Here is a 26,904-nt window from a genome sequence, read left to right on the forward strand (position 1 = left end):
ATAATTTTTTTTTTTTTTCCGCGGCTGTTGGGGGGGGGGGGGGGGCGCCCCCCCCCCCCCCCCCCCCCCCCCCCGGGGGGCGGCCGCCCCCCCCCCCCCCCCCCCCCCCCCCCCCCCACAAAATGCGCCTTTGATCCGCTTCAACCACTCAGGTCGCCTTTAGTGCAGGCGAAAAAAAGCCCCGCATTCAGCGAGGCCCTTTCACGCATCAGTGCATCAGTTACCTTTGACAGCCTTGCCGTCAACGGTGCCGTCCAGCAGCATGATGTTGTATTCCTTACCGTCAGTTTCCACCTGGCGCAGGGCAACCAGAATGCCGCCCCAATCCTTGGCAAACCACATCTGGGTGATGCGCTTGCTTTGAGTCGGGTCACGCACACGCTCAACCTTGATAGCGTCGATGGTGCCGGCTTTGGTTTGGACCTTTTCGGGGCCGATTACACGGAAGTCGTAAGTGTCTACGTCTGTCCCTTCAACCACGTTGTAGCTCATGCTCTTCTTGCCCGCAGCCACGTCACGCTGCAGCGCCAACTGGTAGGTCGACTTGTCGAGCATGCCGCTTTGCAGGGCGACGTTGACCGGGTCTTTGTTTTCAAAGCCGGTGACTTTATTGGCCGCCGGGTCGAAGTCCAGGTTGATCTTCTTCGACTTGCCCAGCCCGCCACGTTCGAAGCTATAGCTCACCGGCTGCAAGGTATCTTTGTCGAAACGGATGACGCTGGTTTCGGTGAGGCTGGCGATCATCATGGAAGCCTTGAAATTCAAGGTCCAGGAGCCGTTGTCATTCTTGGTCAGGCTGCGTTCGGCCGAACCACTCATGGGCAACTGCTTCCAGTCGGCCGTGTAGCTGGCGGAGAAAGGGTGAAGGTCTGCTGCTTGCACGGCAGGCAAGGCGAACAGCGCAAAAGCGAAGAGCAAGGCGCGACGCATAAAATCTCCTAGGTTCGAATCAAGTGGCCGCTGGCCGCGAGTAACTGACCGTCCAATAATGCACCCTGTTCGCCGAGAATCAATCGTCCTTCGGCAAACCAGCGAACAGCCAGTGGGTAAATCTTGTGTTCCTGGGTATGAACCCGTTGCGCAAGTGTCTGCGCTGAATCTTGTGACTCTACCGGAACCACTGCCTGTACGACCAGAGGCCCGCCATCGAGTTCCTCGGTCACAAAGTGCACGCTGCAGCCATGCTCGCTGTCACCCGCATCGAGCGCGCGCTGATGCGTGTGCATGCCTTTGTACTTGGGCAGCAGGGAAGGGTGGATATTCAGCAGGCGCCCTTCGTAGTGCCGCACGAAAGCAGCGCTGAGGATGCGCATGAAGCCTGCCAGTACCACGAGTTTGGGGTTGAAGGTGTCGATCAGCTCGACCAGGGCGCCGTCGAAAGCCTCGCGGCCGTCGAACGCCTTGTGGTCAAGCGAGCGGGTTTCGATACCCGCGTCCCTCGCGCGTTGCAAGCCGTAGGCGTCGCTGCGGTTGGAAATCACCGCAGCGATGCGCACCGGGCTGTCGCCGATGCGCGTGCTGTCGATCAGCGCCTGCAAGTTACTGCCGGTGCCGGACAGCAGCACCACCACATCACAGCGTGCAGGCATCTGCTCTGGCATCAGTGTGCCTTAAGGTTTTTCAGTTCAACCTGAGCCGCGCCTTCCGGTGCAGTTGCGATCTGGCCAATCACCCAAGGCTGCTCGCCGGCTTCACGCAGTACGTTCAGCGCGCTTTCAACGTGTTCCTGGGCCACGCAGATGACCATGCCCACGCCGCAGTTCAGCACGCGGTGCATTTCGGTTTCGTTGACGTTGCCTTGCGCTTGCAGCCAGTCGAAGACTGCCGGGCGCTGCCAGCTCGCCACGTCGACAATCGCCTGGGCGCCTTTTGGCAGCACGCGCGGGATGTTGTCGAGCAGGCCACCGCCGGTGATGTGCGCCATGGCTTTAACCGCGCCAGTGTCCTTGATCAACTTGAGCAATGGCTTGACGTAGATACGCGTCGGGGCCATCAACAGGTCGGTCAGAGGCTTGCCGTCGAGCTGAATGGTTTCGATGTCGGCGCCGGACACTTCGATGATCTTGCGGATCAGCGAGTAACCGTTGGAGTGCGGGCCGGACGATGGCAGGGCGAGCAGGGCGTCACCGGCAGCGACTTTGGAGCCGTCGATGATTTCGGATTTTTCCACCACGCCGACGCAGAAGCCAGCCAGGTCGTAGTCTTCGCCTTCGTACATGCCTGGCATTTCAGCGGTTTCGCCGCCGACCAATGAGCAGCCCGACAGCTCGCAGCCAGCACCGATGCCGGTCACTACCTGGGTCGCGGTTTCGACATTGAGCTTGCCGGTGGCGTAGTAGTCGAGGAAGAACAGCGGCTCTGCGCCGCACACCACCAAGTCGTTAACGCACATGGCCACCAGGTCGATGCCGATGCTGTCGTGCTTGTTCAGGTTCAGTGCCAGGCGCAGCTTGGTGCCCACACCGTCGGTGCCGGAGACCAATACAGGCTGTTTGTAGCCGGCCGGGATTTCGCAGAGGGCGCCAAAACCGCCCAGGCCGCCCATGACTTCGGGGCGCGCAGTGCGCTTGGCGACGCTCTTGATGCGTTCGACCAATGCTTCACCGGCGTCGATGTCTACACCGGCGTCCTTGTAGCTCAGGGAGGGTTGCTTGCTCATGATCCAGGCCTTTAGGGGGGATTTCTGGGTTACGACCGGGCGGGCAGGCGCTTTTTGTAAAAGGCCCAGCCGTTGACGGTCTGCGAAGGCGCGCGATTTTATCAGGCTTGAGGGGCAGCGACCATCCTCGCGCCGACGGGCAGGGCCATATCGCTTAAAAAAGTGCGGGTTAAAAAAATCCTGATCGGGTCTGCTTTGGTGCGTATTAAGGTATAGCCTTTAACACGCTATCGTTATGACAGTGCTAAAACTTGCCGCGACCCTGTGAATGTTTTACCGGTTGCTGTGGTCACAGCCTTGCCAAACCGAGTTCACGCGGTCTGTTCCAGCCGCTAAATTTGTCGTTCGGGAATCTTCCATGCGTCTGTGTCAATTCTTCTTTGTAGGCTGCTTGTCGTTGGTCAGCCTGGCGAGTCACGCCGAAACCCTCAATGGCCTTTATCAAGTGCTTGAACCGGTCACCAGCCAATCGCCGCAAGAGCGCGACCAAGCCACCCAGCGCGCCGTGCAAACCCTGGTGATTCGCCTCACTGGCGACGCCAAGGCCGCCGACGGCCCGGGCCTGGCGGCGATTCGCAAAGAGCCGCAGCAAATCATCAGCCAATACGGCTACGACGCCGGCCCGCCGGAAAGCCTGCAAGTGGATTTCGACCCCGTGAGCACCGATCGCGCCCTGCGTGAAGCGGGCCTGTCGATCTGGGGCAGTAATCGCCCGTCGATTCTCGGCTGGTGGCTTAACGACTCCACCGAAGGCAGCAGCCTGGTCGGTGATGGCCAGGCAGTTGCCGGCGCGTTGCGCCGCGCCGCGCAACACCGTGGTTTGCCGCTGCGCCTGCCGTTGGGTGATCTTGACGAACAGGTGGTCGCCACCGCCCCGAACCTTGAAAGTGCCGACGCAGCACCGCTGCGCGCAGCCTCCGAGCGCTACGGTGCAGACGCGTTGCTCGCGGTGCATGCGCGCCAGGAAGGCAACCAATGGCAGGCCAAATGGCGTTTGTGGCTGGGCGACAAGAGTGAACAGGGCACCGCGCAAGGCGCCGACACCGCTGCCGTGGCTGATGCCGTGTTGCTCGCGGTCAGCGAAAAGCTCGCGCCACGCTTTGCCGTCAAACCGGGCGTGAGTACCGAACAATTATTGGAAGTGCAGGGCATGAACCTGGAGCGCTACGCCGCCCTGAGTCATGTGCTCGAACCTTTTGGTGGCCAGCCGCAGTGGGTCGATGGCGATCGCATTGTGTATCGCGTCAACGGCAGCGCCGATCAGTTGCGTACTCAGTTGAGCCTGTCCAGGTTACAGGAGGTGCCCGCAGGTGAGGCGTTAGCCCAACCGCCGGTGGCGGAAGGCGCACAACCTGCCGCGGCCCCTGAACCTCAGGCACAACTGCGTTTTCGTTGGTAAATGTTCAGCTTTCTTCCTATATAGAAGCTGCAAGTAAATAAACAGGTGGAGTGGTGTATGGCGGATATGCGTCGTTGGGTGTGGCTTGGCGGGATTGTCCTGCTGTGCGGGTTTGTATTTTTGCTGCATTCGATACTCACGCCGTTCCTGGTCGCGTTGCTGCTCGCTTATCTGTTCGATCCCGTGGTGGATCGCCTGGAAAAACTCGGCATGTCACGCACCTGGGGTGTGGTGACGGTATTTGCCTTGTTCACATTGATCATCACCGCACTGGTGTTGGTGCTGGTGCCGATGCTCGCCAAGCAACTGTTTCGCCTGTACGAGCTGGCGCCGCAAATGCTCGACTGGCTGCAGCACACAGCAATGCCGTGGGCCCAGTCCAAACTGGGGCTGGCGGATGGCTTCTGGAAGTTCGACAAGGTCAAGGCAGCGATCAGTGAACACATGGGCCAGACCACCGATATTGTCGGTGTGGTGCTCAGCCAGGCCACGGCCTCCAGCTTGGCGTTGATCGGCTGGCTGACTAACCTGGTGTTGATCCCGGTGGTGGCGTTCTACTTGCTGCGTGACTGGGACATCATGATGGCCAAGATCCGCAGCCTGTTGCCGCGCGACCGTGAAGAGCAAGTGGTCTCGCTGGCCGGTGAATGCCATGAAGTACTCGGCGCATTCGTGCGCGGCCAACTGCTGGTGATGCTCGCGCTCGGCATCATCTACGCCGCGGGGTTGATGGCGATTGGTCTGGAGCTGGGGCTGTTGATCGGCTTGATCGCAGGCCTGGCTGCCATCGTGCCGTACATGGGCTTTGTGATCGGTATCGGCGCAGCGCTGGTGGCGGGGCTGTTCCAGTTTGGCGGCGACCTTTACCCGATGCTGGGGATTGTTGCGGTGTTCATGGTCGGCCAGGCCCTGGAAGGCATGGTGCTGACGCCATTGCTGGTGGGCGACCGAATTGGCCTGCACCCGGTTGCGGTGATTTTCGCGATCCTGGCCGGCGGTGAGCTGTTTGGTTTTACCGGCATCCTGCTCGCGCTGCCGGTAGCGGCGGTGATCATGGTGCTGGTGCGCCACGTGCACGATCTGTACAAAGATTCGGATGTGTACACGGGCGTCGAAGACCCCGATCTGTAATCGCGGCATCACACACCCGGCTCAGGCCGGGTTTGTTGTTTCTGGAGCGGCGTGTCAAATAATCTGCGCAAAACCCTCAAGTTAACGCAAACCTTTGATTTTGCTTGTGGTCTGCTGCATTGTGCGCCCGGCGTCACGGGTATAAACTTTGCAAACTTCACACAGAGGCCACTAACGGTTCGTTTAGCGCCGTTCAGTCAGCATGAAACCGATTCAGCTGCCCTTGGGTGTGCGTCTGCGTGACGACGCCACCTTTATCAATTACTACCCAGGCGCCAATGCCGCTGCACTCGGCTATGTTGAGCGACTATGCGAAGCCGACGCCGGGTGGACTGAAAGCCTGATCTATCTGTGGGGCAAGCATGGCGTGGGGCGCACCCACCTGTTGCAGGCCGCGTGCTTGCGCTTTGAGCAAATGGGTGAGCCGGCGGTTTACCTGCCGTTGGCCGAATTGATGGACCGTGGCATCGGCATCTTCGACAACCTAGAGCAATACGAGCTGGTTTGCCTGGACGATCTGCAGGCAATCGCCGGCAAGGCCGACTGGGAAGAGGCGCTGTTTCATCTGTTCAACCGCCTGCGTGACAGTGGCCGGCGCTTGTTGATCGCGGCCTCGACTTCACCGCGAGAATTGCCGGTGAAGCTTGCGGACCTCAAATCGCGCCTGACCCTGGCGCTGATCTTCCAGATGCGCCCCTTGTCCGACGAAGACAAACTGCGTGCCCTGCAACTTCGCGCATCGCGTCGCGGCCTGCACCTCACCGACGAAGTCGGGCACTTTATCCTCACCCGTGGCACCCGCAGCATGAGCGCACTGTTCGATTTGCTCGAACAGCTCGATCAAGCCTCTTTACAGGCTCAACGCAAGCTCACCATTCCGTTCCTCAAGGAAACCCTCGGCTGGTAGCCGGCCCTTCTATTTAAGGGCTTTCGGCAAATCCCAGGCGCCACAAACGCTGCGTTTGGGCCGGTTTGGCCACACAAAAAGTGTGTAAAGGGTGTTAAGGGCTTAGATGTCATAGTCGAAACCAGAAGTCACATAGATCACGATTGAATTTGCAAATCGATGTGATAGTGGGCATAGTCTCGGCTTCTTTACACATCAGCCACGGTTGTGCCCATGCTAAATCGCTTCGCACCCCTCGTGCCTCTCGCACTGGTTACCCTGTTGTTTGGTTGCGCCTCCCACCCTCAACAGGTGGCCGAGCAGCAAAAAACCCAGCAGTATTCCCAAGCAAAATTTGTCGCTGCCCAGTCTTCTACCGTTTATGACGAAGAAGTCTCGACTGAACGTGAGCTGGCCGATTTCGCCGGCAGCAAGCCTTACCAGCTCCCGGTTCTGGCCGACAGCATCCTCGAACGCGGCATGTCCCTGATCGGTACCCGTTACCGTTTCGGCGGCACCTCTGAAGCCGGTTTCGACTGCAGTGGTTTTATCGGCTACCTGTTCCGTGAAGAAGCCGGCCTGAACCTGCCACGCTCGACGCGCGAAATGATCAACGTGAATGCACCGTTGGTCGCACGAAACAACCTCAAGCGCGGTGATCTGCTTTTCTTTAGTACCGCGGGCCGTGGTCGTGTCAGCCACGCCGCTATCTACTTGGGCGATAACCAGTTTATCCACTCCAGCAGCCGTCGCAGTGGCGGTGTTCGCATCGACAGCCTGGGTGACAGCTACTGGAGCAAAACCTTCATTGAGGCCAAGCGCGCACTCGCTATGGCCCCAGCGGCGGTTACCGCTAGTAAGTAAAGTTAAAGTGATACTTGAAGTTTGACGTGTAAGCGCTAGAATCCCTGGACATTGTTGTAATCCGTTCGCGCGAGCTTTGCTTGCGCGTTCTGGTTTTCAGCGTTCGGCAGCGAAAGCCGCATCCAGACCAGGATTGTTTTGCACATGTCGACCTCGGCCCGTCTCATCCTGCTTGTTTGTGCCGCGCTCCTGAGCGCCTGCGCAAGCCGCCCACCGCCGCCTGCGCCTGTCGCCGTCAAGCCCAAGCCGGTGTTCAACTACGCCACGCAAAATTTCTCGCCGGCTGCCGAAGACGTGCTCTTTCGTGCGCTGGGCCTGGTTGGCACGCCTTATCGCTGGGGCGGCAACACACCGGACGCGGGGTTTGATTGCAGTGGCCTGATCGGCTTCGTCTACCGTGACGCAGCGGGCATCTCCTTGCCACGTACCACCCGTGAATTGATCGTGATGCGCGCTCAAGACGTCAGTGAACAAAACCTGCAGGCCGGTGATTTACTGTTCTTCGCCACCGGTGGCGGCTCGCAGGTCAGCCATGCAGCCATCTACGTAGGCGAGGGCCGCTTTGTGCACGCCCCGCAAACCGGCGGCACGGTAAAACTCGACACCTTGGCCAAGGCCTATTGGCAGAATGCTTACCTTGGCGCCAAGCGCGTGCTGCCTGCTAGCCTGGCGCGCAATCCCTAGACGCTATTGCACAGATTCAAATGTGGGAGGGGCTTGCCCCTCCCACAGTCAGTTTTGCAGAACGCTTGAGGCGGGCTATTTAGTCGCCGACACTCGCCACACTTTGTTGCCCACGTCATCCGCCACCAGCAAGTCGCCCTGCTGATCGATCACCACACCCACCGGCCGGCCCATGGCTTTCTCGTCTTTATCGAGGAACCCGGTCAGCACATCCACCGGCTGCCCTTTGGGTTGGCCAGCTTCGAACGGCACGAAGATCACCTTGTAGCCACTGTGCGGCTTGCGGTTCCACGAACCATGCTGGCCGATAAACGCGCCGTTGCTGAACTGCGCCGGCAGTTTGCTGCCCTCGGCAAAGGTCAGGCCTAACGAAGCGGTGTGCGGGCCTACTGCGTAGTCCGGGGCGATCGCTTTGGCGACCATGTTGAGGTCTTGCGGGTTTACCCGCACATCTACATGTTGCCCGTAGTAACTGAACGGCCAGCCATAGAACGCGCCATCCTTCACCGACGTGATGTAGTCCGGCACCAGGTCGCTGCCGATTTCATCGCGCTCATTCACGGCTGTCCACAGCTTGCCGCTTTGCGGTTCCCACGCCATGCCGTTGGGGTTGCGCAGGCCAGAGGCGAAAATGCGGTGCTGGCCGCTGGCGCGGTCGACTTCCCAGATCGCTGCCCGGCCTTGCTCGGCCTCCATGCCGTTCTCGCCGACGTTGCTGTTGGAGCCGACGCTCACGTACAGCTTGCTCCCGTCTTTGCTGGCCACCACGTTTTTTGTCCAGTGGTGGTTGATGCTGCCGCCGGGCAAGTCGACGACTTTGGCGCCGGCTGCTGTAATTGCGGTTTCGCCCGGCTGATACGGGAAGCGCAGCAACTTGTCCGCGTCGGCCACATACAAGTCGTTGCCGACCAGGGTCATGCCGAAGGGTGAGTTGAGGTTCTGCAGGAACACCGTGCGGGTCTCAGCGACGCCGTCGTGGTCAGCATCGCGCAGCAGCGTGATGCGGTTCGGGCTCGGCACACCAGCGCCCGCGCGACCCATGACCTTCTCCATGACCCAGCCGCGAATACCCTTGGAATCATCCGGCTTGGGCGGCGCGTTGGTTTCCGCTACCAGCACATCACCGTTGGGCAACACATACAGCCAGCGCGGATGGTCCAGGCCTTCGGCAAATGCCGCCACCTGAGTACCCGCCGCCGCGGTTGGCTTAACGCCGTCCGGCCAGCCGATGGCGGGCGCGATGTTCACGGTGGGGATCAGCGTTTTGTTCGGCGCAGGCAGTGTGGGCGAAGGCCCGGTGCCGTCCGAGACCTGCAGGGTTGAGCTTTCTCCGCAGGCGGCGAGGGTGCCTGCGACCATGATCAGTAAGGCGAGTCTTGTTTTTTGCATGGTTTTCTCCTGAATACCTGTAAGGGTAGAGGAGTGCGGCGGTGCGATGGTTCAAGTGCAACGCCAGCTTTAATTGACGCTCCACCCCCAACCCACTAACCTTCGCGGCGTGTTCCAGGTGCTCTGTGGCCCGTTTGCCGACAGAGTGAAACAGGGAAGCCGGTGAGTGAGCGCACTTGTACACAGTGCTGCCGCGATTCCGGCGCTGCCCCCGCAACGGTAAATGAGTCAAAGCGGTGCTTTTTGCCACTGTATCGTGCGCGATATGGGAAGGCGCGCCGTCGGCCTGTTCTGTCTCTATAAGAGCAAACGCGCCACTCATGAGCCCGGAGACCGGCCTGGATCATCCAACAGCATCACGGTGGGCGATGCTTGGCTGTCTGTGTTTATTTTTCCTGCCCGCCGTTTTTGTCCAGCCCCAACGGAGCGCTGCCATGACCGATTCCCCCGACCGCGACGAACGCCACCTGGCGCGCATGCTGCGCAAAAAAGCCGTGATCGACGAGCGCATCGCCAATTCCCCCAACGAGTGCGGGTTGCTGCTGGTATTGACCGGCAACGGCAAGGGCAAGAGCAGCTCGGCCTTTGGCATGCTCGCCAGGGCGATGGGCCACGGCATGCAATGCGGCGTGGTGCAGTTCATCAAAGGGCGCTTCAGTACCGGCGAGGAGATGTTCTTCCGTCGCTTTCCCGAGCAGGTGCGTTTTCACGTGATGGGCGAAGGCTTTACCTGGGAAACCCAAGACCGCCAGCGCGACATCGTCGCCGCCGAAGCCGCCTGGGCGGTTTCCCGCGAGATGCTGGAAGACCCGAGCATCGGCCTGGTGGTGCTGGATGAGCTGAACATCGCCCTCAAACACGGCTATCTCGACCTGGACCGCGTGCTCAGCGACCTGCAAGCGCGCCCGCCGATGCAGCACGTGGTGGTCACCGGCCGTGGCGCCAAGCCTGAAATGATCGAACTGGGCGATACCGTCACCGAAATGGGCATGCTCAAGCACGCGTTCCAGGCCGGTATCAAGGCACAGAAGGGCGTCGAACTTTGAATCAGCCCCGTCATTGCCCGGCCGTGTTGATCGCCGCACCGGCGTCCGGCCAGGGCAAAACCACCGTCACCGCTGCTCTGGCGCGCTTGCACCGCAACTCGGGGCGCAAGGTTCGCGTGTTCAAATGCGGGCCTGACTTTCTCGACCCGATGATTCACGAGCGCGCCAGCGGTGCACCCGTGTATCAATTGGACATGTGGATGGTGGGCGAACAGGAAAGTCGGCGCTTGCTGTGGGAAGCGGCGGGCGAGGCCGATTTGATTCTGATCGAGGGCGTGATGGGCCTGTTCGACGGCACGCCTTCCAGTGCTGACCTGGCGCGCCACTTCGGCGTGCCGGTGCTCGGTGTGATTGACGGCACTGCCATGGCCCAAACCTTCGGCGCCCTGGCCCTGGGCCTGGCGCGTTATCAGCCAGACCTGCCGTTCGCGGGTGTGCTGGCCAACCGCGTCGGCACCCTGCGCCATGCGCAACTGCTCGAAGGCAGCCTCACCGAAGGCCTGCGCTGGTACGGCGCGTTGTCGCGTGAAACCGGAATTGAGTTGCCCAGCCGCCATTTGGGGCTGGTGCAAGCCAGTGAATTGAATGACCTCGACGTGCGCCTGGACGCCGCCGCGCAGGCGCTGGGCAGCAGTTGTGAAGTCGCAGTACCGCCGCCGGTGACGTTTGCCGCACCTGAAGTGGTCGAGGCCGAACCGTTGTTGACGGGCGTGCGCATCGCCGTGGCCCGCGACGAAGCCTTCGCCTTCACCTACGGCGCCAGCCTGGATTTGTTGCGGGCGATGGGCGCTGAGTTGCACTTCTTTTCGCCGATTCATGATCGCGCATTGCCTGACGTTGACAGTCTCTATTTACCCGGTGGTTATCCGGAACTGCATCACCAGGCATTGTCGGAAAATACCTCGATGCTTGACGCCATTCGCCGCCACCACGCGGCCGGCAAACCGTTGCTCGCTGAATGCGGCGGCATGTTGTATTTGCTCGATTCGCTCACGGACGTCGATGGTAAACGTGCCGAACTGGTCGGCCTGCTGCAAGGCGATGCGGTGATGCAAAAGAAACTCGCGGCGCTGGCCCTGCAAAGTGTGGATTTGCCGGAAGGCACGTTGCGTGGCCACACCTATCACCATTCCCTGACCAGCACCGAGTGGCAGCCGATCGCCCGTGGCCTGAGCCCGAATGGCGGGCGCGGCGCCGAGGCGGTGTACCGGCAGGGGCGGCTGACGGCTTCCTACGTGCACTTTTATTTCCCGTCCAACCCGAGCGCTGTGGCCGCATTGTTTGCGCCTGACCGCCAAGCCGCCATCGGGAGCAAGCCCCCTCCCACAATTGACCGGGTTGAACCGCCGTCCACTGTGGCAGGGAGCAAGCTCCCTCCTACAATTGACCGGGTTGAACCGCCATCCACTGTGGCAGGGAGCAAGCCCGCTCCTACAACTGGCCGGGTTGAACCGCCATCCACTGTGGCAGGGAGCAAGTCCCCTCCCACAATTGACCGGGTTGAACCGCCGTCCACTGTGGCAGGGAGCAAGCCCCCTTCTACAATTGGCCGGGTTGAACCGCCATCCACTGTGGCAGGGAGCAAGCCCCCTTCTACAATTGGCCGGGTTGAACCGCCATCCACTGTGGCAGGGAGCAAGCTCCCTTCTACAATTGACCGGGTTGAACCGCCATCCACTGTGGCAGGGAGCAAGCTCCCTTCTACAATTGACCGGGTTGAACCGCCGTCCACTGTGGCAGGGAGCAAGCCCCCTTCTACAATTGACCAGGTTGAACCGCCATCCACTGTGGCAGGGAGCAAGCCCCCTTCTACAATTGACCAGGTTGAACCGCCATCCACTGTGGCAGGGAGCAAGTCCCCTTCCACAACTGACCGGGTTGAAACGCCATCCACTGTGGGCGGGGGCTTGCTCCCGATGAGGCCATGACCGACAACGCCTTCCCCCAAGCCGAACGCGATGCCGTGTACCGTGCCATCGCCGAACGCCGCGACATGCGCCACTTCATCGGCGGCAGCGTCGCCCCCGAACTGCTCCACCGCTTGCTCCAGGCCGCGCACCAGGCGCCCAGCGTCGGCCTGATGCAACCTTGGCGGTTCATCCGCATTAGCGACCGCCACCTGCGCGGGCAGATTCAACACTTGGTGGAAGCAGAGCGCATCCGCACCGCCGAAGCCCTCGGCGAGCGCTCCGACGCGTTCATGCAACTCAAGGTCGAAGGCATTCACGACTGCGCCGAAGTGCTGGTGGCGGCGCTGATGGATGACCGCGAGCGCCACATCTTTGGCCGTCGCACCTTGCCGGAAATGGACCTGGCGTCACTCTCCTGTGCGATCCAGAACCTGTGGCTGGCGGCGCGTGTTGAAGGCCTTGGGATGGGCTGGGTGTCGCTGTTCGAACCGCAAGCGCTGGCCGACCTGCTGGGCTTGCCGCCCGGCGCAAAACCCCTGGCGGTGTTGTGTTTGGGGCCGGTAGCCGAGTTCTACCCGGCACCGATGTTGCAGCTAGAAGGCTGGACCGAACCGCGGCCTTTAAGTGACATGTTGTATGAGAATGTGTGGGGAGTAAGTCAATGAGTGTGGCCTTGCTGTGTGTCGCTGCCGTGGCGTTGGATGCGCTGCTGGGCGAGCCCAGGCGCTGGCACCCGCTGGTGGCGTTCGGCAATTTTGCCGGGCGCATCGAGCAACGTTTTAATACCGGTGGCCGTGGCTGGCGCAGCCATGGCGTGACCGCGTGGTTTATCGCGGTAGTGCCGCTGACCTTGCTGGCCACCGCGTTGTCGTGGGCGCCGTATATCGGCTGGGTGCTCGAGATTCTGGCGTTGTACCTGGTGCTGGGCATGCGCAGCCTCGGCGAGCATGTGATTCCGGTGGCGCAGGCGCTGCGCAGTGATGACCTGTATGAAGCGCGCAAGCGCGTGAGTTACTTGGTCAGCCGCCAGACCAGCGAGCTGGACAGCACCGAAGTGGCGCGTGCTGCGACGGAATCGGTACTCGAAAACGGCAGCGACGCGGTGTTCGCTGCGTTGTTCTGGTTTGTGCTCGCCGGTGTGCCGGGCGTGGTGCTTTACCGCCTGAGCAACACCCTCGACGCCATGTGGGGCTATCGCAATGAACGCTTTGAGCGCTTCGGCTGGGCGGCGGCAAAGATTGACGATGTACTCAATTATATTCCTGCACGCCTGGTCGCGTTGACCTACGCCGTACTCGGCAAAACCGGCCTGGCGCTTAAATGCTGGCGCACCCAAGGCCCGACGTGGGACAGCCCCAATGCCGGACCGGTGATGGCGGCAGGCGCTGGCGCATTGGGCGTCGAGTTGGGTGGCGCGGCGATTTATCACGGTGAACTTCACCAGCGCCCGCCACTCGGCGAAGGCTCGCCGGCAAGTGCGGACTCCATCGACCGCGGCTGGCAACTGGTGCAGCGCGGCGTATGGTTGTGGCTGCTGATCCTCTGCGCGGGGGCGCATTTTTATGCTTGAACACGGTGGTCGGTTGCGCAAGGCAGTGATGCAATACGGGATTGCCGAGGCTGATTGGCTTGACCTGTCCAGCGGCCTGGCGCCGTGGCCGTGGCCGATCCCCGAGATTGCGCTGCGGGCCTGGGCGCGCTTGCCCGAAACCGATGACGGCCTGGAGCAGGCCGCCAGCGAGTATTACGGTGCCGCGCATGTGTTGCCGGTGGCGGGCTCGCAGGCGGCCATCCAGTTGCTGCCGCGTCTGCGCCGCACCGGCAAGGTTGGCGTGCTGTCGCCGTGTTACGCCGAGCACGCCGAAGCGTGGCGCCGCGCAGGCTACGTGGTGCGCGAAGTGCAGGAGCAGGAAGTCGAGTATTTTCTCGACAGCCTTGATGTGCTGGTGGTGGTCAACCCGAACAACCCGACCGGCCTCAGCCTGGCCCCGCAACGCCTGCTGGACTGGCATTCACGCTTGGCGCAGCGCGGCGGTTGGCTGGTGGTCGACGAAGCCTTTATGGACATCACTCCGCACCTGAGCCTGGCGGGCCAGGCCCATCAAGTCGGGCTGATTGTGCTGCGCTCGTTCGGCAAATTCTTCGGCCTGGCCGGCGTGCGCCTGGGCTTTGTGCTGGCCGAACGCAAGCTGCTTAAACTGTTGGCCGAACAGCTCGGGCCTTGGGCGGTCAGTGGGCCGACGCGGGCGCTCGGGCAAATCTGCCTGCGCGACACGGCAGGGCACGCGCGCCAGCGTGATCGCTGTCTCGAAGCGGGCCAGCGCTTGTTTGAACTGCTGGAGCGCCACCGCTTTCAACCTCAGGGCGGCTGCGCGTTGTTCCAGTGGTTAATCACGCCGCACGCCGAACGCCTGCACGAATTCATGGCCCAGCGCGGCATATTGCTGCGCCTGTTTGTGCACGACAGCAGCCTGCGTTTCGGCCTGCCCGACACCGAGGCCGATTGGCGGCGGCTGGACGAGGCGTTGGCTGCCTACAAGGCGGCGGTATGAGTACGTTGATGGTGCAAGGCACCACCTCCGATGCTGGCAAAAGTACGCTGGTGACCGCGCTGTGCCGTTGGCTGGTACGCCAAGGCGTGGCGGTGGCGCCATTCAAGCCGCAGAACATGGCGCTCAACAGCGCCGTGACCGCCGAAGGCGGCGAGATCGGCCGCGCCCAGGCGGTGCAGGCTCAGGCTGCTAATTTGGCGCCGCACACCGACATGAACCCGGTGCTGCTTAAACCCAACAGCGACACCGGCTCGCAAGTGATCATCCATGGCCGCGCCGTGACCAGCATGAACGCCGTGGCCTATCACGACTACAAAGCCATCGCGATGCAAGCGGTGCTGGCCTCGCACGCGCGCTTGAGCGCTGCTTACCCGGTGGTGATGGTGGAAGGCGCAGGCTCGCCTGCGGAGATCAACCTGCGCGCCAATGACATCGCCAACATGGGCTTCGCCGAGGCTGTGGATTGCCCGGTGCTGCTGATCGCCGACATTAATCGCGGCGGCGTGTTTGCGCATTTGGTCGGCACCCTGGAGTTGCTGTCGCCGACTGAGCAGGCGCGGGTCAAGGGTTTCATCATCAACCGTTTTCGCGGTGACATCGCGCTGCTGCAGCCAGGCCTGGATTGGTTGGAAGCGCGCACCGGCAAGCCGGTGGTGGGCGTGTTGCCCTACGTGATGGACCTGCACCTGGAAGCCGAGGACGGCATTGACCGGCGCCAGACCGACAAGGCCGCGCAGGTGCTCAAGGTGGTGGTGCCGATATTGCCGCGCATCAGCAACCACACCGATTTCGACCCACTGCGGCTGCACCCTCAAGTGGATTTGCAGTTTGTCGGGCCGGGCCAGCCGACTCCGCCGGCTGACCTGATTATTTTGCCCGGCTCAAAAAGTGTGCGCAGTGATTTGGCCTACCTGCGGGCCAATGGTTGGGACACCGCTGTGGCGCGACATTTGCGCTATGGCGGCAAGCTGCTGGGGATTTGCGGCGGCTTACAGATGCTCGGTGAACAGGTGCATGACCCGCTCGGCCTTGAAGGCCCGGCGGGCTCCAGTAACGGCCTTGGGCTGCTGGCGTTCAGTACCACGCTGGAAGCAGAGAAGCAGTTGCGCAATGTGCGTGGGCGCTTGCTGCTGGAAAACGCCGAGGTGAGTGGTTACGAAATTCACGCCGGGGTGACCACAGGCAGCGCGCTCGCGCAGGCCGCAGTGCTGCTGGATGACGGCCGCAGTGACGGCGCGCAAAGTGCCGACGGGCAGGTTCTCGGGACGTATCTGCATGGCGTGTTCGAGACCCCGGCGGCCTGCAGCGCGTTGTTGCGCTGGGCCGGCTTGCAGGACGTGCAAGAAGTGGATTACCACGCCCTGCGCGAGCGCGACATCGAACGCCTGGCGGACTTGGTGGAAAACCACCTGGACACCGACCTACTGCGCAAACTCTGCGGGATCTGACAGTGAACACGCACTCCAACTGTGGGAGCGGGCTTGCTCGCGAAAAACCCCCGGGCACCGTAGCCCTTCAGGTTAATCGCGTAATCGTTAACGCCCATCGCGAGCAAGCCCGCTCCCACACTAAACGGCGTCAACCGTACACAGGTGTCATTGCATGCTTCAGCTGATTTTGGGCGGTGCCCGCTCCGGCAAGAGCCGCCTTGCGGAAAAACTGGCGAGCGACAGCGCCTTGCCGGTCATTTACATCGCCACCAGCCAGCCGCTGGACGGCGAAATGAATCAGCGCGTCGCGCTGCATCGCCAGCGTCGCCCGCAGGCTTGGGGGTTGATCGAAGAACCCGTTGAACTGGCCCGCGTACTGCGTGAAAACGCCGCTGCGGATCACTGCCTGTTAGTCGATTGCCTGACCTTGTGGCTGACCAATTTGCTGATGCTCGACGACCCGGCGCGCCTGGCGTTGGAGCGCGATCAACTGCTGCAAACCCTGGCCTCGCTGCCGGGTGAAATCATTTTTGTCAGCAACGAGACCGGTTTGGGTGTCGTGCCGCTGGGCGAATTGACTCGCCGCTATGTGGATGAAGCCGGTTGGCTGCATCAAGCTTTGGCCGAGCGTTGTCAGCGTGTTGTCCTGACCGTTGCCGGCCTGCCCCTGACTTTGAAAGGTACTGCGTTATGACTGACACCTGGTGGCTCAACCCGTGCAAGGCGATCGACGCCGCTGCGCACGCACAGGCGCTGGCGCGTCAGCAACAACTGACCAAGCCCGCCGGTTCCCTCGGCCAACTGGAAGCGCTGGCGGTGCAATTGGCGGGTCTGCAAGGCCAGGTCAAACCGTCGGTGGATCAGGTGTGGATCGCGATTTTTGCCGGTGACCATGGCGTGGTTGCGGAGGGTGTGTCGGCATTCCCACAGGAAGTGACCGGGCAGATGCTGCATAACTTTGTCAGCGGTGGCGCGGCCATCAGCGTGTTGGCGCGGCAGTTGGATGCACAACTGGAAGTGGTCGACCTCGGCACGGTCACGCCGTCGCTGAGTCTGCCGGGTGTACGTCACCTGAATATCGGCGCGGGTACGGCCAACTTCGTCAACGGCCCGGCGATGACCGAGGCGCAAGGGCGGCTCGCGTTGCAAGCCGGCCGCGACAGTGTGCAGCGGGCATTGCAAGGTGGCGCTCAACTGTTTATCGGCGGCGAAATGGGCATCGGCAATACCACCGCCGCGAGTGCGTTGGCGTGTGCCCTGTTGCACTGCCAAGTGCGCGACCTCACAGGCCCGGGCACCGGTTTGAATGCACAGGGTGTCAGCCACAAAGTGGCTGTGATCGAGCGCGCGCTGGCAGTGCATGCCGGGCAACGTGGCGACGCGCTGCAGACGCTGTTCAACCTTGGCGGTTTCGAAATCGCGGCGCTGGCCGGTGCGTATCTGGCCTGCGCCCAGGCCGGCATTGTGGTGCTGGTAGACGGGTTTATTTGCAGCGTCGCCGCGCTGGTGGCTACGCGCTTGAACCCTGCGTGCCGTGCGTGGCTGGTGTTCGGCCATCGTGGCGCCGAACCAGGCCATCGGCATGTGCTGCAAAGCCTTGACGCGCAACCGTTGCTCGAACTCGGCCTGCGCTTGGGCGAGGGCAGCGGGGCGGCGCTGGCGGTGCCATTGTTGCGGTTGGCGTGTGCCATGCACGGGCAGATGGCGACCTTCGCCGAAGCGGCTGTGGCAGACCGTCCGGCATGAGCTTGCACCTGGACCTGCTGCGCCATGGCGAAACCGAGCTGGGTGGCGGCCTGCGCGGCAGCCTCGACGATGCACTGACCGCCAAGGGTTGGCAGCAAATGCGCGACGCCGTTGTGGCGCAGGGGCCGTGGGACCGAATCGTCAGTTCGCCCTTGCAGCGTTGTGCGCGTTTCGCCGAGGAATTGGGCGCACGGCTGAGCGTGCCGGTGAGCGTCGAAAAAGCCTTGCAGGAACTGCACTTCGGCGCCTGGGAAGGGCAAAGCGCGGCAGCGCTGATGCAAACCGATGCCGAAGGGCTGGGCCTGTTCTGGGCCGATCCCTACAGCTTCACGCCGCCTGAGGGCGAGCCTGTCAGCGACTTTGCCGCGCGGGTTCTGGGCGCTGTCTCACGCTTGCATCAGGCGTATGCCGGCGAGCGTGTGTTGCTGATCAGCCACGGCGGCGTGATGCGCCTGCTGTTGGCGCAAGCGCGCGGCTTGCCTCGCGAGCAACTGCTCAATGTCGAGGTCAGCCACGGGGCGCTGTTCAGTCTGCACGTGGCAGCAGGTGGCGTACTCAAGGAAGGGGGCTGAGCATGCTGCCGTTCTGGATTGCCCTGCAATTTCTCAGCAGCTTGCCGATTCGCTTGCCGGGCATGCCGCAGCCGCAGGCGCTAGGGCGCTCGCTGTTGTTTTATCCGTTGGTGGGCGTGCTGTTTGGGCTGTTGTTGTGGGGCCTGAACATCGCGCTGATGGGCGCGCCGCTGTTGCTGCACGCCGCATTGCTGCTGACGGCCTGGGTGCTGCTCAGTGGCGGGCTGCACCTGGACGGCCTGGCGGACAGCGCCGACGCCTGGCTCGGTGGTTTTGGTGATCGCGAGCGCACGCTGAGCATCATGAAAGACCCACGCAGCGGGCCGATTGCCGTGGTCACACTGGGGTTGGTATTGCTGCTCAAGTTCACCGCGTTGGTGACGTTGATTGAGCAGCATAACGGCGCCGCGTTAATCCTTGCGCCGCTGATCGGGCGCGCTTCGATGCTCGCGCTGTTTCTGACCACGCGCTACGTGCGTGCAGGAGGATTGGGCCAGGCACTGTCGGATCATTTACCCAGAATCGTCGGCCAACAGGTGCTGATCCTCAGCGGCCTGGCGTGCATCCTGATCGGCGGTTTCAGTGGCGGCATTGCCGTATTGCTCGCTGCAGTGTGTTTTATCGGCCTGCGTCACCTGATGGTCAAACGGCTGGGCGGCACCACGGGCGACACGGCCGGGGCCTTGCTTGAGCTGCTTGAAGTGGCTGTGCTGGTCGGGCTTGCTCTGTAACACTTTCTTGCATTTCAACAACTCCGGGTATATACACGCTCTATGCTTGCCTCCCAATGTTTATGCACCAACCTGCGACGCGCCGCCCGTGGTGTCAGCAGGCACTACGACGGCGCCCTCGACGGCTTCGGAATCAACGTCGCCCAGTATTCTTTGCTGTGTAACTTGCAGCGCCTCGACCAACCGAGTATTTCCAGCCTGGCCGAAGCCATGGGCCTGGATCGCAGCACGTTGGGGCGTAACCTGCGCGTGTTGGAAGGCGAAGGCCTGGTGCAGTTGGTGGAGGGCGATGACTTGCGCAACCGCTTGGTGTTGTTGACCGAAGCAGGCGAAGAACGCCTCGCCGCCGCATTGCCCGCGTGGGAAGCGGCGCAGCAGAAATTGATTGATCAGTTAGGCGCCGAGAAGCGCCTGACCCTGTTGGCCTTGCTGGACGAACTCGCCTGAACGCGGGTTTGTTCGACTACAAGCGGGTATATACCCGCGAGCGGAGAATAAGAAATGACCTCGATGTGGCGCACCAGCGGCTGGGTTCTTGTGGGGAGTGCGCTGATCCTGGCGTTGTCGTTAGGCGTGCGCCATGGCTTCGGGCTGTTCCTGGCGCCGATGAGCAGCGAGTTCGGCTGGGGGCGTGAGACGTTTGCCTTCGCTATTGCCCTGCAGAACTTGATATGGGGCTTGGCACAGCCGTTTACCGGGGCCTTGGCCGACCGTTTTGGCGCCACCAAAGCGGTGTTTGTCGGCGGTGTGTTGTACGCCGTAGGCCTGGTGCTGATGGGAATGTCCGATTCGGCGTGGTCGTTGTCGTTAAGCGCGGGGTTGTTGATCGGCATTGGCCTGTCCGGCACGTCGTTCTCGGTGATTCTGGGCGTGGTCGGCCGCGCCGTGGCGCCGGAAAAACGCAGCATGGCGATGGGCATCGCCAGCGCCGCCGGGTCGTTCGGCCAGTTCGCCATGGTGCCGGGCACGTTGGGCCTGATCGGCTGGCTGGGCTGGTCGGCCGCGTTGCTCGCGTTGGGCCTGATGGTGGCGTTGATCTTGCCGCTGGTGGCGATGCTCAAGGACAAACCGCTGCCGGTGATGGTCGGTCAGCAGACATTGCGCGAAGCGTTAAAGGAAGCCTGCAGCCATTCCGGGTTCTGGCTGCTGGCCTTCGGCTTTTTCGTCTGCGGTTTTCAGGTGGTGTTTATCGGCGTTCACTTACCGGCGTATCTGGTCGACCAGCATTTGCCGGCAACCGTGGGCACCACGGTGCTCGCTTTGATCGGCCTGTTTAACGTGTTTGGCACCTACACCGCCGGTTGGCTGGGTGGGCGCATGTCCAAACCGCGCCTGCTGACCGCTTTGTATTTATTGCGCGCAGTGGTGATCGGGCTGTTTCTGTGGGCGCCGGTGACCGAAATCACCGCCTACCTGTTCGGCATGGCCATGGGGTTTTTGTGGTTGTCCACCGTGCCGCTGACCAATGGCACCGTCGCCACCTTGTTTGGCGTGCGAAACCTCTCGATGCTCGGCGGGATTGTGTTCCTGTTCCACCAGCTCGGTTCGTTCCTCGGCGGCTGGTTGGGCGGGGTGGTTTATGATCGAACCGGCAACTACGATTTGATTTGGCCGGTGGCGATTCTCTTGAGCCTGCTCGCAGCGGCGCTCAACTGGCCGGTGCGCGAGCGGCCGGTGGCGCGCCTGGCGCAAATGGAGGCGGCATGAATGTACCGTTAAGAGCGCTGGCTATGATTGCTTCGCTGGTTTTATTGTTGCTGGCCTGGTGGGGCTGGCAGCAAGGTGGCCTGGCGTTGATGCAACTGGGTATGTCGATCTGTTAAGTTCTTTGTCTGAACTGACTCAAGGACTTTCAACATGCTGATGCGCTGGCTCGCTGTACCCGTCCTGATAGCTGTTGGCAGCGTGGCCATGGCCGCCGATTGCCCGCCATTGCTGGAGGGCCAATTGCCCAAACTGCGGGCCAAGGAATCCATCGATCTGTGCCAGCGTTTTGCCGGTAAACCGCTGGTGATCGTCAATACCGCCAGCTTCTGTGGGTTCGCGCCGCAGTTCAAAGGCCTTGAAAGTTTGTATCAGCGCTACAAGGGCCAAGGGCTCGAAGTGATTGGCGTGCCGTCGGATGACTTCAAGCAGGAAGCCAAAACCGGTGAAGAGACTGCCAAGGTTTGCTACGTCAACTACGGCGTGACGTTCACCATGACCGAGCCGCAAAAGGTCAAAGGGCCGGATGCCGTGCATTTGTTCAAGGTACTGGCGCAGCAGACCGAGGCGCCGAAGTGGAATTTCTACAAGTACGTGGTCGACCGCCAAGGCAAGGTGATTGCTAACTTTTCCAGCCTGACCAAGCCGGACAGCCCGGATTTGATCGAGGCGGTAGAACAGGCGCTGGCGTCGAAGCCCTGATCAACGCCCATTAAAAAGCCCCGCCTCCTTTGCAGGAGAGCGGGGCTTTTTTTACGCCTTGAATCAGAACTTGTACGTCACGCCCAGGCCGAAGCCGTTGGCGCTGTTTTCATACTTGGCGTTGTAGGACTGACCCAGTGCGTTGGCGCGAGCCACCTTGACCGGCTCTTCCTTGAGGTAGGAGTAAGCCACATCGACGGTCATGTTCGGCATAACGTCGTAGCCCAGGCCGAGACTGAAGATGGTGCGGTCACCGGTGGGGATGCGCGGCGAGCGGTCAGTGTTGTTGGTCGGCGACTGGTCGAAGGTCAGGCCGGTACGCAGCACCACTTGCTTGGTGACGCGGTACGACGTGCCCAGCGCGTAAGCCCAGGTGTCGTGCCAGTTCTGGTCTTCTTTGATGGTGCCGACAATTTGCGGTGCCAACACACCGCTACCGGCTGCGGCCGATACACCTTCGTTGTTGACGGTGATGTCTTTCAGGCGGCTCCAGCGCGTCCAGGTAGCACCGGCGTAAAGCTTCCAGGCGTCGCTCAGGTCTTGAGTCACCGACAGGTCCCAGGACTCAGGCGTGTCGATTTTCAAGGAGGCGTCATAGCGACCATTGTTCAGCAGCGTCGCAGGAACGTTGGTTCCCTTGGTCACTTCGGTGTGGCCTTCAAGCTTGTACTTCACCTTGGAGTGGTAAGTCAGGCCCACGCGGGTGGTGTCAGTGGCTTGAACCAGCAGGCCGGCGTTGAAGCCGACGGCGGTGTCATCACCCTTGATCTTGATGTTGTTGGAGCCTGTGCCAGCGACTGGCAGGTTTATATCAGACTCAAGCGTACCGGCGATGCGGTTGATGGTCGGACCAAAACCCACGGAAACGCGGTCGTTGAACGCGTAGCTGACGGTTGGCTGGAAAGTGATCACTGTCACTTCGCTCTTGCTGCCAAAGGCTTTGCCCTGGAAGCCACTTTCGTAGTCAGTCACCAAGCCGAACGGCGCATAGACGCCGAAACCGACAGCCCATTGATCGTTGAGTTTATTGGTGTAAAAACCGAAAGGGACGGCAGTGAAAGGCACCATATCGCCTTTGTTCGTACCGCTGGAGCGGCCGCTGACATCCTTGATGTTGGTCGAAGCATCAATGGCTGCGACACCACCTGTCACTTGCTGGCCTTCGAGGCGAGCCATACCGGCAGGGTTACCGTAGACAGTGCTGGCGTTTTCGGCAGAAGAGGAGCGGCCTGCGAAACCCGTACCCATGCCGGCGACGTCTTGTTCGTTAAGGGCAAAGCCGCTTGCGAACAGTTGGGAGGATGCCATGGTTACGGCGAGGCTAAGTGTGGTCTTGAGCATTACTTTTTTCATTATTAGAACTCCGTGGTGATCACCGCTGCGGAAAGTATCAACAAATTTAAGTTAGCGCTATAGGCTGTAATGCAGGAGATAGAGCGGTTTTGTAGGACAATCCGACCAAAATCGCCGTTCTTCGCGGTTTTTTGTAAGGTGAATGATCAGCACGTGACCGGTTTCATGGGCAAAACACAGGTTCGCCAGGTGCGGGCGAAATCCCGCATCCGGTCTTCAAGGTGAAATATTTCTTTGCAGATACGTGCCACTGGCAAGGTGTTGCCAGGCAGCGGGAGCGCGGTATTGAGCTACGGTTGGCGGCAATGCCCATACTGGCCTCATCCTTGAAAGTGGGCGACGATGCCTGAGAGTAGGGCTTGGCAGCGGTGAATCGGACTCAGGCTCGTCGCAAGCGGGTCAAGCCGCTTGAGTTGAAGTGTAGTGTCATATTCGTGATGTAAAAGGCTGTTTTTAAAACATCTTATTCATTTAGTTATAGCGTTTATATCTATTTGAACTTAGCCGTTGAATCGCCAACCGCGAATTTCAGGCAATAAAAAACCCTGTGTTTTAAACAGGGTTTTTTGTGTTTCAGCGACTCGGGTCGATCAGGCAACCAGTGCCTGACGGGTACGCTCGATCACGGCCTGCAGCGGCTCTGCGCTGGAGTATTGATCGGGGTACAGGCGTTCGCTGTGACGAGCGATGCCGTGTTCGTTGACCAGGGTGAAGCTGAAGCAGCCTTTGCGAGCGGCCATGATCAGGCAGTTCATTGGAGCAAAAGCGTTGGTGAGGGTGCGGATGGCATCCTGAGTGTGGATAGTCGACATAGTCTGGGTGTTCCTACAAATGACACGGTTAAGAACCGCGCAACGTTAAAACGTTCCAGTGACGTTGATCACTATTGATCAAACGAAGAACCCGACTGGAACAAAGCAGCCAGTTGAAGCGCTAATAAGTTAGGCGCGCTTGGGCTGGCAGGTAGGTACTTAGGAGGGCAGGCAACACAACAGGGGCAAAGGTTCTGGGCCCGGGGTGAAGATCCTGATCAATTTGCAGGCTGGTTCTGTCAGAGTATTGAAACTTCGCGACACCCTTTGCGTGATCAAAGGCAGTGTCGTCGCAAGAAATACCTGGAAACCATCGAGGTGGTCGATCCCGTGTTGTTCAGGGGATTTGTTCGACCAGAATTGACTTTCAGCTTGGTACTAACGCCGCGGATAGTAACGGATTGAAACAGGGAAGGGAAGTGCGTTATTCAAAAAACTTTGATTAGCCGCCCAGCAGTCCGCGATAGACCAAAACGGTGGCGGCGGCAGCCAGCGAACAGCCCAGCGCGTAGGCGGCGAGGGTGAGGCGAAGGGAGCGGCCGGTCTCGATCACTTTCATCACGTCGCGCATGTCGTTGATCCTGCCCTCACTCAATTCAATGCACAGGCTCACGGCCGTGAACGTTGCCGACAGCAGGATGGCGATGGCAAACAGCGCGCCGTCCGGGGAAGGCAGTGCCGCACTGATGCCGAGTGAAGTTGCGCAAATGGCCAGCAGCAACGCGGCGAACAACAGAATTCCTTTCATCGGCCCTACACAGCGATCAGTTTTTTGATGCGGCAGTGTGGCGAGCCGTGGCGGATTTGAAAAGTCCCTTGATCGGGCACACCGGTAACATTTTTTTAACGTATTGATGCAAAAAATGCTGGCGATATAACCGGTGGGTGGGTGCTTGTGCACATTAATTGCGAAGTAGTTAACCATTCGGTCAAGCGGCATCAAGCGCCGCCATTTGCCTGTAATGGAAATTTAAGTCAATGAAAAATATCGCTTTTTTTTATTGGTGAAAAAATCGTCAGTTTGACTGTGGCCCCCATTCCATGGGCCTTTGCGCGAATTAAAGCAGGGTTGTCCACTGAGTTATCCACAGCTTCTGTGGATTGTCCCAAGCGCTTGCTCTAGCTCGGGCGTGCAGGTTTTTTTTCAGCTTTACCTATACGAAAAAAAGAGTAGAGTGGCGCGCCTCCCGTTTTGCCCAACAGTGTTTTATGAAGTTTCGCTCAGTACCACCTTCTGTTACCGACGCCCCTCAGACTGTTACCGCACCCAAGCGTTTCTCCCTGAAAGTTGCCTTGTGGCTGCTCGACAGCCCGCGCCTGGGGCACAACACCAACGTCAAGCACTTCGCCGGGCGCTTGCTCAAGCAGCCGGCCCGTGAAGGTGTGGTTGCCGCTCAAAGCCGCTTGGGCCAATTGATGTGCCGCGAGTGCGGCAATGCCCGCGACCGCCGCATCGGCCACGACCTGTTGCGCCTGGCCGCGCGTGCCGGCGACCGGCGTGCCCAGCGCGAACTGGGCCAGGTCGAAGACTGAGCTGTCCTCAGGCCCCGTGCTTGGTTAACCTTGCTGTTTTTCGATGATGGCAGACATGGCTATGGTTTTTGACTGGACCAGCATTGCCTTGGGGCTGGCGGCGGCTGCAGTGCCTTTATTGGCGGTGTGCTGGCAGCTTCAACGGCGGCTGACGGCGCGCTCGACCGGCTGGGAACTGCTTGAAGAGCGCTTGGCCACAGCCCAATTGGCTCAGGAAGGGCTTGCCGCGCAACTGGACGCCAGTCGCGACGAAATCAGCGACTTGAGCCACGCCAACGCCGCCAAACAAGCTGACTTGGCGGCTGTGCGTCGTGAGGTCGAACTGCTGCAGATCGACCGCGATAACGCCCGCGATGCCGCCCACGCCTGGAACCTCGACCGCAGCGCCAAGGAAACCGAGCTGCGCCGCCTTGACGCGCTGTCGGCGGCGTTGCGTGCCGAGCTGCGTGAGCAACAGGACAGCCATCAACAACGCCTCGCTGACCTGCAAGGCTCGCGGGACGAGCTGCGTGCGCAGTTCGCCGAGCTGGCCGGGAAGATCTTCGATGAGCGCGAGCAGCGTTTTGCCGAAACCAGCCAGGAACGCCTCGGCCAGTTGCTCGACCCGCTCAAGGAGCGCATCCAGTCGTTTGAAAAACGCGTTGAAGAAAGCTATCAGAACGAAGCACGCGAACGCTTTTCGCTGGCCAAAGAGCTTGAGCGCCTGCAGCAATTGAACCTGCGCCTGTCGGACGAAGCCACTAACCTCACCCGTGCCCTCAAGGGCCAGAAAACCCAGGGTAACTGGGGTGAGCTGATCCTTGAGCGGGTGCTTGAGCATGCCGGGCTGGAGAAGGGCCGCGAATACCAAACCCAAGTCAGCTTAAAAGGCCCGGACGGCGAACGCTTCCAGCCCGACGTGTTGATCATGTTGCCGGGCGACAAACAGGTGGTGGTCGACTCCAAGGTCAGCCTCACGGCTTACCAGCAATACGTGTCGGCGGATGACGACGTGATCGGCCAGGCGGCGCTGAAGCAGCATGTGCTGTCGTTGCGCAATCACGTCAAGGGCTTGGCCGGCAAGGATTACAAGCGGTTGGAAGGCCTGCACAGTCTGGATTTCGTTCTATTGTTTGTGCCGATCGAGGCGGCGTTCTCCGCCGCGTTGCAGGCCGAGCCGAACCTGTTTCAGGAAGCGTTCGACCGCCACATCGTCATCGTCAGCCCCACCACGTTGTTGGCCACCCTGCGGGTTATCGACAGCCTGTGGAAGCAGGAGCGCCAGAGCCAGAACGCACGCGAAATCGCCGAGCGCGCCGGTTGGCTGTACGACAAGTTTGTGCTGTTCATCCAGGACCTGGATGAAGTAGGTAACCGGCTGCAACAGCTGGACAAGGCTTACAGCGCGGCGCGCAATAAGCTCACGGACGGACGCGGGAATCTGGTCAGCCGTACCGAGCAATTAAGGTTGCTGGGTGCGCGTGCAAGTAAAAGCCTGCCGGCGGATTTGCTTGAACGGGCGATGACCGATGCCGATGGCGTGGCGCACCTGCCTGAGTAGGCGCGATGCAGGCGCCTCGGACCATCAGGTATACCGGGTTGAGGCCATCGCGAGCAAGCCCGCTCCCACACAAGCCCGCTCCCACACAAGCCCGGTGCCCAGAGTGAACTGCGCAGGTTATTGATCCGCGCGCTGCACAGTCGCCCTGATCCTGCAGGCGAACTCGGCCAACTGTGGGAGCGGGCTTGCTCGCGATGCAGGCGCCTCGGTCCATCAGTTACACCGGGTTGAGGCCATTCGCGTAAACACAACAGACGCACC

General features: G+C 60.9%; 26 protein-coding genes, 1 pseudogene and 1 riboswitch. Of the genes and pseudogenes, 20 read left to right on the forward strand and 7 right to left on the reverse strand.

Going from position 1 to position 26,904, the window contains the following annotated elements; genetic code table 11:
* Positions 1-216: 216 nt before the first annotated feature.
* Genes ACOZK9_RS06965 through purM form a run of 3 tightly spaced genes read right to left on the reverse strand, consistent with a single transcriptional unit; the run spans position 217 to position 2,659 of the window.
* Positions 217-930: a DUF3108 domain-containing protein gene (locus tag ACOZK9_RS06965; RefSeq protein WP_058412168.1), complete on the reverse strand. Its 714-nt coding sequence runs from the start codon at positions 928-930 to the stop codon at positions 217-219.
* Between the two features lie 8 nt (positions 931-938).
* Positions 939-1,589 (reverse strand): phosphoribosylglycinamide formyltransferase, encoded by a 651-nt coding sequence (gene purN, locus ACOZK9_RS06970; protein WP_122249788.1) that lies wholly within the window; start codon positions 1,587-1,589, stop codon positions 939-941.
* Positions 1,590-1,600: 11 nt separating this feature from the next.
* Positions 1,601-2,659: a phosphoribosylformylglycinamidine cyclo-ligase gene (purM, locus tag ACOZK9_RS06975; RefSeq protein WP_058412167.1), complete on the reverse strand. Its 1,059-nt coding sequence runs from the start codon at positions 2,657-2,659 to the stop codon at positions 1,601-1,603.
* A 358-nt stretch (positions 2,660-3,017) separates the two neighbouring features.
* Here purM and ACOZK9_RS06980 point away from each other — a divergent pair, with 358 nt between their 5' ends.
* The 5 genes from ACOZK9_RS06980 to ACOZK9_RS07000 all read left to right on the forward strand — a co-directional run bounded on the left by ACOZK9_RS06980 (position 3,018) and on the right by ACOZK9_RS07000 (position 7,623).
* Complete coding sequence (locus ACOZK9_RS06980) at positions 3,018-4,058, forward strand: DUF2066 domain-containing protein (protein ID WP_421555500.1); 1,041 nt, start codon at positions 3,018-3,020, stop codon at positions 4,056-4,058.
* Between the two features lie 57 nt (positions 4,059-4,115).
* Positions 4,116-5,189 carry an AI-2E family transporter gene (locus ACOZK9_RS06985; protein WP_058412165.1) on the forward strand — a complete coding sequence of 358 codons (1,074 nt, stop codon included), beginning with the start codon at positions 4,116-4,118 and terminating at the stop codon, positions 5,187-5,189.
* Between the two features lie 202 nt (positions 5,190-5,391).
* Complete coding sequence (gene hda, locus ACOZK9_RS06990) at positions 5,392-6,096, forward strand: DnaA regulatory inactivator Hda (protein ID WP_032887783.1); 705 nt, start codon at positions 5,392-5,394, stop codon at positions 6,094-6,096.
* Positions 6,097-6,309: 213 nt separating this feature from the next.
* Positions 6,310-6,939, forward strand: coding sequence for a C40 family peptidase (locus ACOZK9_RS06995; protein WP_058412164.1), 630 nt, complete (start codon positions 6,310-6,312; stop codon positions 6,937-6,939).
* Between the two features lie 144 nt (positions 6,940-7,083).
* Positions 7,084-7,623 carry a C40 family peptidase gene (locus tag ACOZK9_RS07000; RefSeq protein ID WP_058412163.1) on the forward strand — a complete coding sequence of 180 codons (540 nt, stop codon included), beginning with the start codon at positions 7,084-7,086 and terminating at the stop codon, positions 7,621-7,623.
* A 75-nt stretch (positions 7,624-7,698) separates the two neighbouring features.
* Here the strand turns inward: ACOZK9_RS07000 and ACOZK9_RS07005 are convergent, their stop codons facing one another.
* A complete protein-coding gene (locus ACOZK9_RS07005; RefSeq protein ID WP_152751550.1) occupies positions 7,699-9,012 on the reverse strand; it encodes a PQQ-dependent sugar dehydrogenase in 1,314 nt (437 codons plus the stop codon).
* Positions 9,013-9,111: 99 nt separating this feature from the next.
* Positions 9,112-9,368, forward strand: a riboswitch (cobalamin riboswitch).
* A gap of 78 nt (positions 9,369-9,446) precedes the next feature.
* Between ACOZK9_RS07005 and cobO the strand changes: the two genes are divergently transcribed.
* The 13 genes and pseudogenes from cobO to ACOZK9_RS07070 all read left to right on the forward strand — a co-directional run bounded on the left by cobO (position 9,447) and on the right by ACOZK9_RS07070 (position 21,405).
* Positions 9,447-10,058, forward strand: coding sequence for a cob(I)yrinic acid a,c-diamide adenosyltransferase (gene cobO / locus ACOZK9_RS07010; RefSeq protein WP_421555501.1), 612 nt, complete (start codon positions 9,447-9,449; stop codon positions 10,056-10,058).
* Positions 10,055-11,434, forward strand: a pseudogene (locus tag ACOZK9_RS07015) (cobyrinate a,c-diamide synthase); the annotation flags it as partial. The gene cobO and the pseudogene ACOZK9_RS07015, both read left to right, overlap by 4 nt.
* Before the next feature lie 548 nt (positions 11,435-11,982).
* The gene (gene bluB, locus ACOZK9_RS07020) at positions 11,983-12,633 is read left to right on the forward strand and encodes a 5,6-dimethylbenzimidazole synthase (protein ID WP_058415085.1); all 651 of its coding nucleotides are present in this window, start codon (positions 11,983-11,985) and stop codon (positions 12,631-12,633) included.
* Positions 12,630-13,538, forward strand: coding sequence for an adenosylcobinamide-phosphate synthase CbiB (gene cbiB, locus ACOZK9_RS07025; RefSeq protein ID WP_421555502.1), 909 nt, complete (start codon positions 12,630-12,632; stop codon positions 13,536-13,538). Before bluB ends, cbiB begins: the two co-directional genes overlap by 4 nt.
* The gene (gene cobD, locus ACOZK9_RS07030; protein WP_421555503.1) at positions 13,531-14,520 is read left to right on the forward strand and encodes a threonine-phosphate decarboxylase CobD; all 990 of its coding nucleotides are present in this window, start codon (positions 13,531-13,533) and stop codon (positions 14,518-14,520) included. The genes cbiB and cobD overlap by 8 nt, the downstream gene beginning before the upstream one ends.
* On the forward strand, positions 14,517-15,968 hold the full coding sequence (locus ACOZK9_RS07035; RefSeq protein ID WP_058415082.1) for a cobyric acid synthase: 1,452 nt from the start codon (positions 14,517-14,519) through the stop codon (positions 15,966-15,968). Before cobD ends, ACOZK9_RS07035 begins: the two co-directional genes overlap by 4 nt.
* Before the next feature lie 154 nt (positions 15,969-16,122).
* On the forward strand, positions 16,123-16,644 hold the full coding sequence (cobU, locus tag ACOZK9_RS07040; protein ID WP_152751452.1) for a bifunctional adenosylcobinamide kinase/adenosylcobinamide-phosphate guanylyltransferase: 522 nt from the start codon (positions 16,123-16,125) through the stop codon (positions 16,642-16,644).
* The gene (gene cobT, locus ACOZK9_RS07045; protein WP_152751450.1) at positions 16,641-17,696 is read left to right on the forward strand and encodes a nicotinate-nucleotide--dimethylbenzimidazole phosphoribosyltransferase; all 1,056 of its coding nucleotides are present in this window, start codon (positions 16,641-16,643) and stop codon (positions 17,694-17,696) included. Before cobU ends, cobT begins: the two co-directional genes overlap by 4 nt.
* Entirely contained in the window at positions 17,693-18,268 is a 576-nt protein-coding gene (cobC, locus tag ACOZK9_RS07050) for an alpha-ribazole phosphatase family protein (protein ID WP_152751448.1), read from the forward strand. Before cobT ends, cobC begins: the two co-directional genes overlap by 4 nt.
* A 2-nt stretch (positions 18,269-18,270) precedes the next feature.
* Positions 18,271-18,999 carry an adenosylcobinamide-GDP ribazoletransferase gene (locus tag ACOZK9_RS07055; RefSeq protein WP_421555504.1) on the forward strand — a complete coding sequence of 243 codons (729 nt, stop codon included), beginning with the start codon at positions 18,271-18,273 and terminating at the stop codon, positions 18,997-18,999.
* Positions 19,000-19,041: 42 nt separating this feature from the next.
* Positions 19,042-19,446: a MarR family winged helix-turn-helix transcriptional regulator gene (locus ACOZK9_RS07060; RefSeq protein WP_058415077.1), complete on the forward strand. Its 405-nt coding sequence runs from the start codon at positions 19,042-19,044 to the stop codon at positions 19,444-19,446.
* A gap of 54 nt (positions 19,447-19,500) precedes the next feature.
* The gene (locus ACOZK9_RS07065; protein WP_421555505.1) at positions 19,501-20,706 is read left to right on the forward strand and encodes an MFS transporter; all 1,206 of its coding nucleotides are present in this window, start codon (positions 19,501-19,503) and stop codon (positions 20,704-20,706) included.
* Between the two features lie 150 nt (positions 20,707-20,856).
* Positions 20,857-21,405: a glutathione peroxidase gene (locus ACOZK9_RS07070; protein WP_421555506.1), complete on the forward strand. Its 549-nt coding sequence runs from the start codon at positions 20,857-20,859 to the stop codon at positions 21,403-21,405.
* 63 nt (positions 21,406-21,468) lie between these two features.
* Here the strand turns inward: ACOZK9_RS07070 and ACOZK9_RS07075 are convergent, their stop codons facing one another.
* The 3 genes from ACOZK9_RS07075 to ACOZK9_RS07085 form a co-directional block, all read right to left on the reverse strand.
* On the reverse strand, positions 21,469-22,758 hold the full coding sequence (locus ACOZK9_RS07075) for an OmpP1/FadL family transporter (RefSeq protein ID WP_058415074.1): 1,290 nt from the start codon (positions 22,756-22,758) through the stop codon (positions 21,469-21,471).
* Between the two features lie 590 nt (positions 22,759-23,348).
* The gene (locus ACOZK9_RS07080; RefSeq protein ID WP_024076751.1) at positions 23,349-23,570 is read right to left on the reverse strand and encodes a hypothetical protein; all 222 of its coding nucleotides are present in this window, start codon (positions 23,568-23,570) and stop codon (positions 23,349-23,351) included.
* Positions 23,571-24,012: 442 nt separating this feature from the next.
* A complete protein-coding gene (locus ACOZK9_RS07085) occupies positions 24,013-24,318 on the reverse strand; it encodes a hypothetical protein (protein WP_122249782.1) in 306 nt (101 codons plus the stop codon).
* A 461-nt stretch (positions 24,319-24,779) separates the two neighbouring features.
* On the opposite strand from ACOZK9_RS07085, the gene ACOZK9_RS07090 reads away from it, so the two are divergent.
* Together ACOZK9_RS07090 and ACOZK9_RS07095 are read left to right on the forward strand one after the other, a co-directional pair.
* On the forward strand, positions 24,780-25,103 hold the full coding sequence (locus ACOZK9_RS07090; RefSeq protein WP_058415072.1) for an SEL1-like repeat protein: 324 nt from the start codon (positions 24,780-24,782) through the stop codon (positions 25,101-25,103).
* A gap of 175 nt (positions 25,104-25,278) precedes the next feature.
* Positions 25,279-26,643: a DNA recombination protein RmuC gene (locus ACOZK9_RS07095; protein WP_183141065.1), complete on the forward strand. Its 1,365-nt coding sequence runs from the start codon at positions 25,279-25,281 to the stop codon at positions 26,641-26,643.
* Positions 26,644-26,904 lie beyond the last annotated feature (261 nt).

This window comes from Pseudomonas kitaguniensis, assembly GCF_049199985.1.
Taxonomy (GTDB): domain Bacteria; phylum Pseudomonadota; class Gammaproteobacteria; order Pseudomonadales; family Pseudomonadaceae; genus Aquipseudomonas; species Aquipseudomonas kitaguniensis.